Annotated in this window: 13 protein-coding genes and 1 pseudogene; 2 read left to right on the forward strand and 12 right to left on the reverse strand. The window is 68.8% G+C overall.

The genetic code is table 11. The features are described 5' to 3' along the window. Positions 1-403: 403 nt before the first annotated feature. From WA805_RS05865 to WA805_RS05915, 11 genes are all read right to left on the reverse strand, one after another. Positions 404-1567 carry a 12-oxophytodienoate reductase gene (locus WA805_RS05865; protein WP_422275197.1) on the reverse strand — a complete coding sequence of 388 codons (1164 nt, stop codon included), beginning with the start codon at positions 1565-1567 and terminating at the stop codon, positions 404-406. 254 nt (positions 1568-1821) lie between these two features. Next, on the reverse strand, positions 1822-3591 hold the full coding sequence (locus WA805_RS05870) for an FAD-dependent oxidoreductase (protein WP_425238606.1): 1770 nt from the start codon (positions 3589-3591) through the stop codon (positions 1822-1824). 479 nt (positions 3592-4070) lie between these two features. Further along, a complete protein-coding gene (locus WA805_RS05875; RefSeq protein ID WP_422275193.1) occupies positions 4071-4448 on the reverse strand; it encodes a cupin domain-containing protein in 378 nt (125 codons plus the stop codon). A gap of 144 nt (positions 4449-4592) precedes the next feature. After that, a complete protein-coding gene (locus WA805_RS05880; RefSeq protein ID WP_422275191.1) occupies positions 4593-4985 on the reverse strand; it encodes a RidA family protein in 393 nt (130 codons plus the stop codon). A gap of 286 nt (positions 4986-5271) precedes the next feature. After that, a complete protein-coding gene (locus WA805_RS05885; protein WP_422275189.1) occupies positions 5272-5706 on the reverse strand; it encodes a CBS domain-containing protein in 435 nt (144 codons plus the stop codon). A 270-nt stretch (positions 5707-5976) separates the two neighbouring features. Next, the gene (locus tag WA805_RS05890; protein ID WP_422275187.1) at positions 5977-6711 is read right to left on the reverse strand and encodes a PspA/IM30 family protein; all 735 of its coding nucleotides are present in this window, start codon (positions 6709-6711) and stop codon (positions 5977-5979) included. Between the two features lie 229 nt (positions 6712-6940). Further along, complete coding sequence (locus WA805_RS05895; RefSeq protein ID WP_425241832.1) at positions 6941-8440, reverse strand: aminotransferase class I/II-fold pyridoxal phosphate-dependent enzyme; 1500 nt, start codon at positions 8438-8440, stop codon at positions 6941-6943. 109 nt (positions 8441-8549) lie between these two features. Further along, positions 8550-8951 carry an OsmC family protein gene (locus WA805_RS05900; RefSeq protein ID WP_425240029.1) on the reverse strand — a complete coding sequence of 134 codons (402 nt, stop codon included), beginning with the start codon at positions 8949-8951 and terminating at the stop codon, positions 8550-8552. 34 nt (positions 8952-8985) lie between these two features. After that, the gene (locus WA805_RS05905; protein ID WP_422340254.1) at positions 8986-9366 is read right to left on the reverse strand and encodes a GNAT family N-acetyltransferase; all 381 of its coding nucleotides are present in this window, start codon (positions 9364-9366) and stop codon (positions 8986-8988) included. A 69-nt stretch (positions 9367-9435) separates the two neighbouring features. Further along, complete coding sequence (locus tag WA805_RS05910; protein WP_422275179.1) at positions 9436-9948, reverse strand: DinB family protein; 513 nt, start codon at positions 9946-9948, stop codon at positions 9436-9438. An 18-nt stretch (positions 9949-9966) separates the two neighbouring features. Next, on the reverse strand, positions 9967-10422 hold the full coding sequence (locus tag WA805_RS05915) for a pyridoxamine 5'-phosphate oxidase family protein (RefSeq protein WP_422275177.1): 456 nt from the start codon (positions 10420-10422) through the stop codon (positions 9967-9969). Between the two features lie 68 nt (positions 10423-10490). Between WA805_RS05915 and WA805_RS05920 the strand changes: the two genes are divergently transcribed. Together WA805_RS05920 and WA805_RS05925 are read left to right on the forward strand one after the other, a co-directional pair. Beyond that, positions 10491-10886 carry a YybH family protein gene (locus tag WA805_RS05920; protein WP_422284745.1) on the forward strand — a complete coding sequence of 132 codons (396 nt, stop codon included), beginning with the start codon at positions 10491-10493 and terminating at the stop codon, positions 10884-10886. Between the two features lie 87 nt (positions 10887-10973). Next, a complete protein-coding gene (locus WA805_RS05925; protein WP_424563139.1) occupies positions 10974-11738 on the forward strand; it encodes a class I SAM-dependent methyltransferase in 765 nt (254 codons plus the stop codon). 64 nt (positions 11739-11802) lie between these two features. On the opposite strand, the pseudogene WA805_RS05930 reads toward WA805_RS05925, so the two are convergent. After that, positions 11803-12029 (reverse strand): annotated as a pseudogene (locus tag WA805_RS05930) (hypothetical protein); the annotation flags it as partial.

Genomic DNA, 12029 nt, shown 5'->3' on the forward strand with positions numbered 1-12029 from the left:
GCTGAACTATGGCATCTACCACGACCGTTACCAGCGCACGTCGGGCGGCTGGAAGTTCACCGAGCGCGTCTACGAGATCAGGTACCTCGACGACACCCCGCTCGCGGGCTCGGCACCCCATCCGGCAGGAGACGCCGCCAGCCCATAGACATGCCAGCGGCGCCGCGGCCCTGCCTGCACCGGTACGGCGGCCAAGACGGCGGTCGCGACCTGCATCGAGGACTACGCCACCACCCCGCGCGGGGCTCAAGCGCGGCTATGAGCTGAGTTCATAGCCGACCACGGACGCGCCCAGATCGGCCAGCTCTGCGCGGACTCGAGGCGGACCTGTCATGGAGCAGCTGCCGCGCACAGCGGCGGATCGCGCGTGGTCATAGGGGACTCAAGCTGCCCATCCTGATCGTCACGTCGTCACGACGTCGTGGCTGAGCCAGGGGTCGCCTGAGCGGAACGGCCTAATGTCAGGGATCCGGTGATCAGCGACCTTCGTGACCCATTCCGGATCGCCGATCTGGCTGCGGCCGACAGAGACTAGGTTGAAGTCGCCGCGCTGGAAGCGGCGCATCAGCTCGGCAATCCGGCTTGCGCCGGTCGGTCGGCCTTCCTGGCCGTCCAGCGAAGCCATCACGTCGATGTCGAGGCCGACGCTGCCAACGGCGATGACCGGCGCGTCGGTGAACGACTTCACCCAGCCCGCCAGGCCGAGGTCCGAGCCTTTCCACTCGGGCGTCCAGAACCGTCGCGTCGACGCGTGGAATATGTCCACTCCCGCTGACCGCAGCATGGAGACCAGCTGCCCGAGCTCGCCAGCCTCCCTGACGATCTTCGCGTCATAGTCGGACTCCTTCCACTGCGAGATGCGGATGGAGATGGCGAAGTCAGGCCCGGTCGCCTCGCGCACCGCCCGGGCCACCTCGGCGACGAACGTCGCGCGACCGGTGATCGCCGGCCCGCCGTACCGGTCGGTGCGCAGGTTGGTCCCCGGCCACAGGAACTGGTCGAGCAGGAAACCGTGGGCCGCGTGGAGCTCCACGCCGTCGGCACCGATCTCCGCGGCGTCAAGGGCGCCTCGGACAAAGGCGCGCTTGATGCTGTTCAGCTCAGCCTCCGTGGCGGCGCGGCCGAACGTCTCACCCGGATGCGACAGGCCAGACGGGCTCAGCGCGACGAAGTCCGGATTACTTTCCGCGTCCCCGCCGTAGTTGACCGCGCCCTGGTGCCACAGCTGCAAGAACATGGCGCCGCCGGCCTCGTGAACACCAGCGACGCACCTTCGCCACGCCTCGCGCGTGCCGGGTGAGATCCGCGCGAACGTGGGGTTCTTCGTGGCGCTCGGGTGATCGACGGCGCACGACTCGGAGATAACCAGTGAAACGCCGCCCAGCACGCGGCGGCGGTAGTACTCGCGCAGCCGCTGGTCCGGTGCGCCGTCAGCGCACCAGTAGCGCTGCATGCCCGGCATGACGAACCGGTTCCGCAACTGCAAGCCGCGAACCTGGAGCGGCTGGAGAAGCGGCATGATGTCGTAGTCGGCTGCCTCAGCTTGGGGCTCTTCAGGCTCGGTCATGTGCCTCTCTCTCTGCCACCCACAGCGCCAGACCCGTGCGCATTCAAGTATCTGCAGCTAATCGCCTAGCCGTCATGCCTCGCCCGCTCCAGGCTCGCTGCATAGTTCTTGGTTGATCCACCAATGCGACCGAGTTGCGTACCCTGCCCGGGCCTGGTGATTTGGCCCGGGTGGATGGCGGGGCACGGATTCCCGATGTCCAGGGTGGTCGGGAGAGCCTGGGCAAGCGCCGGTGCTAGAGGGGACTTCCGGATTCATTCCGCCTGGCTGGAAGTGCGCTCGCCTTGTGCCGTGAGCCTACGGGGAGGAGACCCGTCGGCCATTGGAGCCGCCGTCTCCGGCGGCCGCCCGGCGCCCAGCCGCTTGTCGGCGAGGAGAGTCTGGATGAGCTGGATGGCGATCGAGCCCTCTCCCACCGCGGACGCGACGCGCTTGACCGAAGAGTGCCGCACGTCTCCGGCTGCGAGGACACCTGGCATGCTTGTCTCAAGCGAGTACGGTCGGCGCTGCAGCGGCCAGTTGCAGCCGTCCGGGAGCTCCTCGCCCGTGAGCAGGAACCCGTCAGCGTCTCTTGTTACCTGCGGGGGCAGCCAGTCGGTGTGGGGATGTGCTCCGATCAGCACGAACAACGCGTCGGCCGCGACGGTCCTGTGTTCGCCCGTGCGGCTATCGCGCAGCACTAGCTGCTGCAGACGGCCCTCGCCGCCTCCGCCGACCACTGCAGTGCCGGTGTGCACATCTATATGCGGCGTGGCCTCGATTTCCCGGATGAGGTAATCCGACATCCCGGCGTTGAGTGACTGTGCACGCACGAGGAGGACGACCCGTCTCGCGTACCGTGCGAGATGCAGGGCCGCCTGGCCGGCGGAGTTCCCGCCGCCAGCAACGTAAGCTTCCTTGCCGCTCACCGCAGGAGCTTCGGAGACCGGGCCACCGTAATGGACGCCCGCGCCATGCAATGCCTCCAGCGCGGGTACACCCAAGCGACGGTAGGTGGCACCGGTGGCGAGGATTGCCGTTCTGGCGGTCACCCGCCGGCCGCCCGCAAGTGAGACAGCCAGCAACTGTCCTGAACGGGCGAGCGCGGTCACCCGGTGCATGAACACGAAGCTTGCCCCGAACACAGATGCCTGCTCGTAGGCCTGCTCGGCAAGCCGGCTGCCACTGACTCCCTTGGGGAAGCCCAGGTAGTTGCGGATGAGCGAGCTAGACCTGGCTTGTCCGCCGATCCCGCCTTCGTCGGCCACGAGGACGCGCAGCCCCTCGGCGCCGCCGTAGACGGCTGCTGACAGGCCCGCCGGGCCCGCGCCGACGATGACGACGTCGTAGCTGACCTCGTCGAAGTCGCGCGGGGCCCCGGCAGCCTCCGCGATTTCAGCATTGGAGGGGTCGCTCAAGACACGGCCGTCGGGAAGGACCATGAGCGGAAGCTTCGCGTGAGGGCCTGCCTTGGCCAGGAACTCACGTCCTTCATCCGAGTCCGCGAGGCAGAAGGCGTGCGGGACCGCGCAGCGCCCGAAGACCTCCCTGAGCTCGTAGGCTCTGCCCGACCAGGCCTCGCCGACGATGTGGACGGTGTGCGGCACGGTGCGCCGCTCGGTCGCCCACTCTAGGAGAAAACTCGAAACGGCCTCGTGAAAGACCTCATCCGGCGAGCCTGCCGGCCTGACCACGTAGTAGTCCGCGCCGCCGGAGCCGACCGAGGCACGTACCGCGTCCGCGGTCGACTTGTCCGCCCAGACATCCGGCGGAACCAGCAGCGCGCGCTTTGCGTGCGGGTGGAGCTCCCGGACGCGCTCAAGTAGCCCGCCGCGGGCAACATCCGGCCACGGCATCCTGGCGAGTACCAGCGCTACATCCTCTCCGGCGTGCGCCAGCTCCGTCAGCTTCTGCAGCGCCACGCCTGGATCGCCCAGGCAGACGACGCGATAGTCATGGGCGTACCGCTGAATCAGCTGAGCCTCGACGGCACCGAGGGCGTCCCGGCCCTCGTCCACGGCCAGCACGACAGGAAGAGGCATCATCTCGGAATTCTTCCCTTGCTTGTGTGGAACCTCGGCCGCCGGGGCCACCCCGGCGGCCGTCAGCTCCGGCCCCCCGGGTACCAGCGCCAGCCTACGTCCTGCCCGCCGACCCCAGTCGCTCGCGCCAGGCCGCATATGCCCGGCGCACGCGCTGTGCCGTTGATCGGTGGTTAGCCATACCTATCGGCGATGCGTGAAATCGCCGTGCAGTTCCTGTGAAGGCCGTATGTAGAAAACTCACCGGCGGGGCGGCGCGCCGCCCGCGCCGCCATCCTCGCGGGCGGGCACCGGTGCGGGGCCTTGACGTTGAGCCGGGGCGTCTTGCGGCCGAATATGAATGCCCACAGGAATTCGTGACTCCGACTGCGCATAACGGATTGCTTTGTACGCGCCGGCTCAAGAGCCCGGACCGCCCTCGAGGCGCGCGTAATCAGGCGGATGTTAGCTCCGGGCCTGGTTGCCGGGCTTGTCGCGGCCGGTCAATCGCCGGTGACTGCTACTCCGGATTCCTCGATCATCAGCACCCGCGTGGGCTCGAGTGCCACCGGACGGTGCAGCATCCCGCGCGGAACCGAGAATGCCATACCGGCAGCCAGTTCCACTGGGTCACGACCTTCGAGTTCGATACGCAGGCGACCGTCGATGACGTAGAAGAACTCGTCTTGCTCCTGGTGCTTGTGCCAGTGGTACTCGCCACCCGCGAACACGCCCAGGCGGAGCGAGACACCGCCAACCTCTATCAGGGTCTGGTTGTACCAGGGGTGGTCCGCCCTCTTGATCACCTCACCAACGTCGATGAGCTGAAGCGGACCGAACAACGGCTCATAATTGATCTTGTAGTCTCCTAGTTCCGCCATATGCCCACTCTATTAGCGTTACCAGATGCCCGGCGGACGCCGATCACGCGGAGTAGGGGTCACGCGTGGTTCCCTGGCCGGGTCGAGGCTCGACGAGGCCCCGGCGTTCGGCTGGCGCGCCTTCTTCCGGCAGCGGGCGGATCCTCACTTCACCGCGATCGCGTCGACCTCGATGAGGAACTCGGGCCGGGCCAGCCGCGCTACGCCGATGAGCGTGTCGGCGGGCTTGTGGCGCCCGAATAGCTCCACCCTGGCTTGCTCGATGACCGGCAGGTAGTCCGATGTGTAGCCCGCCACGTAGATGGTGAGCTTGGCGACCTGATCGGGGCGGGCGCCTGCCGCGGTGAGCGCGCGGCCCAGGTTCGCGTAGACCTGGCGGGCCTGGCCCGCAAGGTCGCCGGGGGCGACCGAGTTGCCGTGGACGTCTTCAGGTTCCTGGCCGGCGATGAACACCATGGCGGTCCCGGCCGCGACGACGACTTGGGTATAGGTGGCCTGAGGGGGCAGGTCCGCCGGGTTGATGAGCTGGATGGTCATAGCTTTAGTCTGCGGCGTGGGGTATTGCGGCGGCCCGCGAGATCACGCGACGGCGAGCCGGCTCTACGCGGGCCCGCCGTAGCGCATGGCACGCGAAGCGCGGCATACCGCGGCGTTCAGCGCAGCCCGGGCCATGGGAAGGCCTCCCGCACAGCAGGCAGCCGCCCCGCAGATGATGACGATTGGCGGCATCACCGTGCATCCGGCGCACGGGGCAGTCGAGGCTGGCAGCGATGGTGAGCGGCTGACTGAAGTGCGTCCGCAGCGCGGCGCCGGATCCGGGGTGCTAGCGGCTGCCTGTGATGTAGTCGGTCAGCGCGGCCCGCTCCGTTTCCAGCTCGTCGATGCGGCTCTTCACCACGTCGCCGATGCTCACGATGCCGCGCAGGGCGCCGTCCACCACGACCGGCGCGTGCCGCACCCGCCGCTCGGTCATCATCCGCGCGACGTCCTCCAGCGCGGTGTCCGGCGTGACGGTGTGCACATCGGCGGTGCCGATGGCCGTGACCGGCGCAGACATTACCGCGGCGCCGCGCACGGCCAACGCCCGCACGATGTCCCGCTCGCTGGCGATCCCGTCGACCGACGCGCCATCGGCAGAGATGACCACCGCGCCGATCTGGTGCTCGGCCAGCACCGCCAGCAGACGGCGCACCGTCGTGTCTGGGGGGACGGTGACCACGTGCGCGCCCTTGACGCGAAGCACCTCGCTGATCCGCATCCGGCCCTCCCCGCACATCGGCACAGCACCGTCTGTGTGCCTACTGGTACCCCCGCCGTAGGTACCCCAATCCGCGGCCGCCGGCAAGTGACCCGCGGCGGGCCCGGCCGTGGCCAGGTCCGGACATGGTCGCCCGGCGGCAGCACCGGCCAGGCCCAGCCGCTGAGCGTGATCCGGCTCCCGGCCTGCGTCGTAACCTGCCGGTCAGCCGCTGCGCCGCGATAGCCACGGTTGCAGGGGTGCCCGTCACGACCTTCCACGCGTAATCCGCTAACGATCAGCCGCTGGCAGCTCCGGCGTCGGGCTGGCCGGACCGATCTGGGCCTTGAGCGTGGCGAGTTCGCGGTCCACGTCGGCCGACGATCCGGCCTCGTCGAGTTCCTTCTGGATGTCGTCGGTGTCGCCGCCGACATCCTCGAGCACGCCAGACTGGAGCAGTTCGTCCAGCGCGCCGGCCCGCGCCTGCATGTTGGCGATCTTGTCCTGCGCTCGCTGCAACGCCGCGCCTGAATCCCCGAGCGTGCTGGAGATTCCAGCGACGCTCTCGTTCACTGAGGCCTCCGCGTTCGCCGCGGTGTACTGGGCCTTCAGTGTCTCCTTCTGCGTCCGGAACTGGTTGACCCTCTCTTGCAGCGCCGCCAGCGTCTGCTCGAGCTTCTCTTGTTCCTCGTTGAGCTGCTGATGCTGCGATTCCATGCCGTCGATCTGCGTCTGGGCCGCCGCCTTGCGCTGCAGGGCCTCCCGTGCCAGGTCCTCCTTGCCAAGCCCCAGTGCCGCCTTGGCCTGCTCTTCGAGGTGATCAGCCGAATGCTGCAGCTGCTGTTCCTGCAGCTCGATCTGCTTGCGCGAGGCGGCGACGGTAACCAGGGCCTGGCGGACCTTGGTGAGCTGATCGAGCATCTGCTCGTAGGACAGATCCAGCATCTCGTCGGGCTGCTCCGCGGCGTCGAGCGCCTTGTTGGTCTTGGCCGCGAGTATGTCGTGCGCTCTTTGGAAGAGGGTCATGTCGGTGGCTCCTAATCGACGATGAACGGAGCTTGCCTCACTCATGGACCGGCACCCACGGGTAGCTGTCCTTGTCCACAGATGCTATCGTTCGCGTCCCGCCGCCTCGGCGCCGATGATCGTCAGAAGCATCAGACCGGGCACCATGACGCCTATGGCCGCCCGGCTGGTTGCTGCCGCACGCCCGGCTGGTGCAATTGAGATCGCCAGTAAGGACGCGGCGACGGGGCTAGCTGGCGATGACCTGCATAGTCGCCAGGGTCGGATCGGACGCATAGGCGATACGGCCGCCGTCGACGAGCGTAGCTTGGAGTGCGTTGAGCGCGGCCGCGGAAATCACCTCTCCTGGTGCGAGGACGGGGACGCCCGGCGGGTACGGAGCGATCAGTTCGACGCTCACCCGGCCCACGGCGGTTGCCGCGCAAACGGTCTCGTGGCGGGCGAAGAATGCGCTGCGAGGGTCGGTCGCGGTGGCTGGCTCGACGGTCCACGCGGTGGCCGGGGCAGCCTTCCGCGGTTCGCCGCGGTGCTTCTCGATAGCGGCCACCAAGGTGTCAACCAGGCGGGTCACGGAGGGTTTGTCGTCCGACAGTGTCACCATGGGGACCAGAACGTCACGATCGGCCATTTCCAGGGGAATGCCCGCGGCGAGCAGGTCTGCTTCGACGGCGTGCCCGTGTGCGCCGGTACCGGCGAGCAGCACGACGAGCTTGGCCGGGTCGACGTGGAGCGGTCCGGCGGGGTGCCCGTCCGGGCGGTCGGTCACGACGGCGAGCCCCTGGACGGCGGCGAGCCGCTCGCGGGCGTCCCGCACCAACTCGACGAGCCGGCCAATCAGGTCGGCACCGTGGTGCTGTAGCAACGCCCGGGCGGCGTCCGTGCTAGCGAGGATCGCTCCGGCCGGGCTGGTGGTATGGGTGGCGTCGAAGCCGCGCTCCAGCCGGTCGGGGTCGAGCAGGCCGCCGGATCGCCGGGTGCGGGCGAGCAGCAGCGCGGCCTGGCTCCACGCCGGCAACGTCTTATGCGCGCTAGTGATGAGGGCATCTGCGCCGAGGGTGAGCGCGTGCGACGGCACCGCCGGTGAGAATCCGAAATGGGCCGCCCAGGCGGCGTCCACGACGAGCGGCACGCCGGCGGCGTGCGCGGCTGCCGCATGCGCGGTGATGTTGGAGCGCGTACCGATGTACGACGGATCGCCGAGCACGACGCCGCAGGCGCCGGGGTGCGCGGCGAGTGCGGCCTCGACGGCGGCGACTGGCACGGCACCGGGCAGCCCGGTGGCGGCGTCCAGTTCGGGCCGGACCCACACTGGCCGCAGTCCGGCCAACACGATGCCGAGCAGCAGCGAGCGATGGAGGGTACGGGTGATGACGACGTCCTGCCCGGGTCTGCCGAGGGCGAGAACGGCGGCCTGATTGGCGTGCGTTGCGCCGGCGACGGACAGCCGACACCAGTCCACGCCCCAGGCGGCCGCCGCCCGCTGTTCGGCCTTCACCAGCAACCCACCGTCCTGCTTCATGGTGTCCAGGCCCGCATACAGCGGCACATCACCGCGCACCACGTCGCCCACGAGGTGCGTACGCTGCTTGTGGCCCGGGATCGTGAACGGCATCGTGGTGCCCGCATCGACAGCAGCGCGAAACCGCAGCCAGCCATCCAGCAGCGGTGCGTCACTCGCGAGACCTAGCGGATCCCGGGGATCGTGAGGTTCGGGCGTCACGAAGTTCACCCTTCCATCCAGTAGGGCGCACCGGTGCGGGCGGGCGGCGCGGCAGCCGGCCGGCCGTAGGCCTTCGCAGCGAGACGCCCGTCCGGGAGAAGCCGGACGTTGAGCGTGGTCAGCAAGAACTGGCCCGCCGGACGCTGGCGCCGGCTCGGATGGCCTGCGGAATCTCCGCCACCTGATCCACCACCTCGAGCAGGTGCGCGAGCTTATCGGCGGAGGCATCGGAGCTGACTTCGACCGAGTAGTCGATGCCCGTGGACTGCCAGGTCGTCGTGTCGAACCCGCCCGCGGCGGTCACGCGGACCCCGCTCACGTCGATTCCCAGCGACTCGGCTTCGCGGTAGATGTCATTCAGGACGCAGCCGGCCGCCGCAAGATGCAGCAGGTGCGCGCCGGTGAAATCGGCCTCCACGGTGACGCCGCCGGGGGTCCATCGGTGCGGGAAGCGAACGGCGGCGCTGGAGTCGGACCTCATGGTCCCAGCACTCACCGTGACCTCGAATCGGTTGTCCATCAAGGCTCCTTTCCAGGCGAACGTGCTCCCATCATCAGTCGATCGTCAGCCGCTTGCGAGGCGAGGGACCGAAGACCGTCTCGGCCACGCCGCAGTCGGTGAATCCCGCGGCGCTGTAAAACCCCTCCGCATGAGGGTTGGCGGTCACCTCCAGGTACCGGACGCCCCGTGCCCGCAAGACGTCCACGACGTGGCCGAGCAGGGCAGTGGCAATCCCGCGCCGCCTCCAGTCCGGGTCAACGAACACGTCTTCCAGCTCGATGGTGCCGCCAGGTTCTCCGGCCCAGGTGGCGAAGCCGACGACGGAACCATCCTCCTCGGCGACGTACATGCGGCCCTCGGCCAGTCCCTCCGGTCCCAGGATCAGGTACTCCGGGTGTGCCAGCAGGTTGTCACGGTCGCCTGCGTTGGACAACGACGCCCGACGATAGACACCGGAACATGCCGACAGGTCAGCGGGGGTTCCGAGCCGGATCGCTGCCATCTATCCGGCTTCGTAGGCATCCAGCAGTTGGCCGCCGCGCCTGCCGTCGAGCGCCTCGCGGATGATGTCGGCATGCCCGGCATGGCGCGAGGTCTCCTGGATCAGGTGGAAGAGCACCCAGCGGACCGACTGCTCCGGGTTGACTGCCGACGGCTGCCCGAGGTCACCGACTGCCGCGACGATCCGCGCGGTGAGCTCCGCCGTCTCGGCGTAGTAGCCGAGCACGCCGTCCAGAGACTCCTCCCCGGTCAGCTGGAAGTCGGCCGGCCAGTCCTCGATCGGCCACAGTCCGGGCAGCGGCTGCCCGGCTATGCCGGCGACAACCCACCGGCGCTCCGTGCGGGCTGCGTGCTTGACCAGCCCGCCCAGGCACAGGGCGCTGACGGCCGGACGGCTGCGCGCCTGCTCGTCGGTCAGCCCGAACACCGCTGCCCGCAGCGCCGTGCGTGGCACCGCCAGAAAGGTCAGCAGCGCGTCGCGCTCGTCGGCTACCGGCCCGGCGAAATACGGCACCCGCCCATTCTCGGGGTCCTACGGCCCGGGCGGCAATCTCCACCCGCGCTGTGAGCCCTCGAAATCGGGCAGGCGCCATGTCCTCGCCGACTGCGGTCTGATGGCGTAGACGACGTCGAAAGCGGGGTCGGCGGCCGGCAGGTACTGCCGGTCCTCCTCGCTGGGGTATTTCGCCGACAGGGCCGCCACCACCTCGGGGACCTGGGCAGGGGTTCCAATATCCTCGGCGGTGCCGCGCACAATCAGCACGTCCTGAGCGCTTTCCAGGTGCACCACAAGGCGCGGGTCGGCGGCGAGGTTGCGAGCTTTCACGGTGCGGCGCTCGGTGTACAGGTACAGGGTGCCGTCCAGCACCACTCCCCACACCGGGGCCGCGTGCGGGGCACCCGAGGGCGTCGTGGTGCACAGCCAGTAGCTACGCGCGGCGGCAAGGCGCGCAGCGACCTCAGGCCAGGAAAGGTTGTCGTCCGGCACGCGCACATGATCCCACCGCCGGGACCCCACCGGTTGGCCGGCGTGGCGGCAGGGGCATCATGAGGCAGGTGATTGACCGTGAATCGGTGGGCAAGTGGCTGGCGGGATACGAGACCGCGTGGCGGGCGCCGGGCGCCGACGGCCTGGCGGCATTGTTCACCGGCGACGCCGTCTACTCGCAGTCCCCCTACGAACAGCCCGTTACCGGCCTGGACGCGATCAAGCGGATGTGGGAGGAGGAACGAGAGGACCCGGACGAGGTCTTCACGATGACCACCGACATCGTTGCGGTCGACGAACCGGTGGCGGTGGTCCGGGCCGAGGTCCACTACGGAGATCCGCCTGACCAGGAATACCGCGACTTGTGGATCATCCGGTTCGCCGGTGACGGCCGTGCCACCTGGTTCGAGGAATGGCCGTACTGGCCAGGCCACTCCTACATGGCAGACGACGACCCGGCATAGCCACGCCCGGTAACGCCGCCGAGTGCGATCACGGCGTCGAGGATATTGAGTTGACGACGTGGCGGACAGACACCCATGCTGACGGCTGTGACTGGGACCGCTGATCATGTGCTGCGCAATCGTGCAGCGTGGGACCGGTGGGCGGCCGACTACGCGGGACCGGGCCTGCGCCGGTGGGCCGCGGCCGAGCCGAGCTGGGGCCTGTGGAGCATCCCTGAGGCACAGGTCGGCCTCCTGTCCGCTGACGTGGCCGGCCGGGACAGCATCGAGCTGGGCTGCGGCACCGGGTACATCTCGGCCTGGCTGGCCCGCCGCGGCGCGCGACCGGCTGGCCTGGACAACTCCGCGGCGCAACTGGCCACCGCCCGTCAGCTGCAGGACCGGTTCGGGCTGCGGTTCCCGCTCGTCCACGCCAGCGCCGAACGGGTGCCCTTCGCCGACGCCAGCTTCGACCTGGCGATCTCCGAATACGGCGCCAGCATCTGGTGTGATCCATACCGCTGGATTCCCGAGGCCGCCCGGCTGCTGCGCCCCGGCGGGGAGCTGATCTTCCTGTTGAACTCGGTGCTGCTGATGCTCACCGTGCCGGACGCCGAAGATCAGCCCGCCACCGACCGGCTGCTGCGGCCGTTCTTCGGCATGCACCGGTTCGAATGGCCCGATGATGAGTCGGTGGAGTTCCACCTCGGCCACGGCGACATGATCCGGCTGCTGCGCGGCTGCGGGCTGGAGGTGGAAGATCTCCTCGAGCTACGGCCCGGGCCCGGCGCCACCACCACGTATCCGTTCGTCACCCTCGACTGGGCGCGGCGATGGCCATGCGAAGAAGTCTGGAAGGCCCGCAAGCGGTAGGCACGGCTAAAGGCTAAAAAACGGCGCGGCGCAGCGACCAGGTAGCGATCTCGGTCCTTGCTCACTAGCGAAACCCTGAGCCAGCCCTAGCCGCTCCGCCACCTCGCGGTTCCTCAGCCCGAGCCATACGACCGAGGAACGCGCGCTCGGCCTCGTTCGCCGCTAGGTCGAACGCCTGACGGTAGGCCGCGGCGGCCTCCACGGGACGACCCAGCCGGCTCAGCAGGTCCGCCTTGATCGCGGGCAGGTACTGGTATCCCGACAGCCGCTCGTCGCCTTCAAGCCGCTCGA

This window comes from Trebonia sp. (genome assembly GCF_049794275.1).
Lineage (GTDB): Bacteria > Actinomycetota > Actinomycetes > Streptosporangiales > Streptosporangiaceae > Trebonia.

Excerpts from the sequence above, each read along its gene's own strand:
- WA805_RS05900 (WP_425240029.1), bottom strand. The coding sequence starts at position 8,951 with ATGGACAACCGATTCGAGGTCACGGTGAGTGCTGGGACCATGAGGTCC.
- WA805_RS05890 (WP_422275187.1), bottom strand. The coding sequence starts at position 6,711 with ATGACCCTCTTCCAAAGAGCGCACGACATACTCGCGGCCAAGACCAAC.
- WA805_RS05870 (WP_425238606.1), bottom strand. The coding sequence starts at position 3,591 with ATGATGCCTCTTCCTGTCGTGCTGGCCGTGGACGAGGGCCGGGACGCC.
- WA805_RS05880 (WP_422275191.1), bottom strand. The coding sequence starts at position 4,985 with ATGACCATCCAGCTCATCAACCCGGCGGACCTGCCCCCTCAGGCCACC.
- WA805_RS05875 (WP_422275193.1), bottom strand. The coding sequence starts at position 4,448 with ATGGCGGAACTAGGAGACTACAAGATCAATTATGAGCCGTTGTTCGGT.
- WA805_RS05865 (WP_422275197.1), bottom strand. The coding sequence starts at position 1,567 with ATGACCGAGCCTGAAGAGCCCCAAGCTGAGGCAGCCGACTACGACATC.
- WA805_RS05885 (WP_422275189.1), bottom strand. The coding sequence starts at position 5,706 with ATGCGGATCAGCGAGGTGCTTCGCGTCAAGGGCGCGCACGTGGTCACC.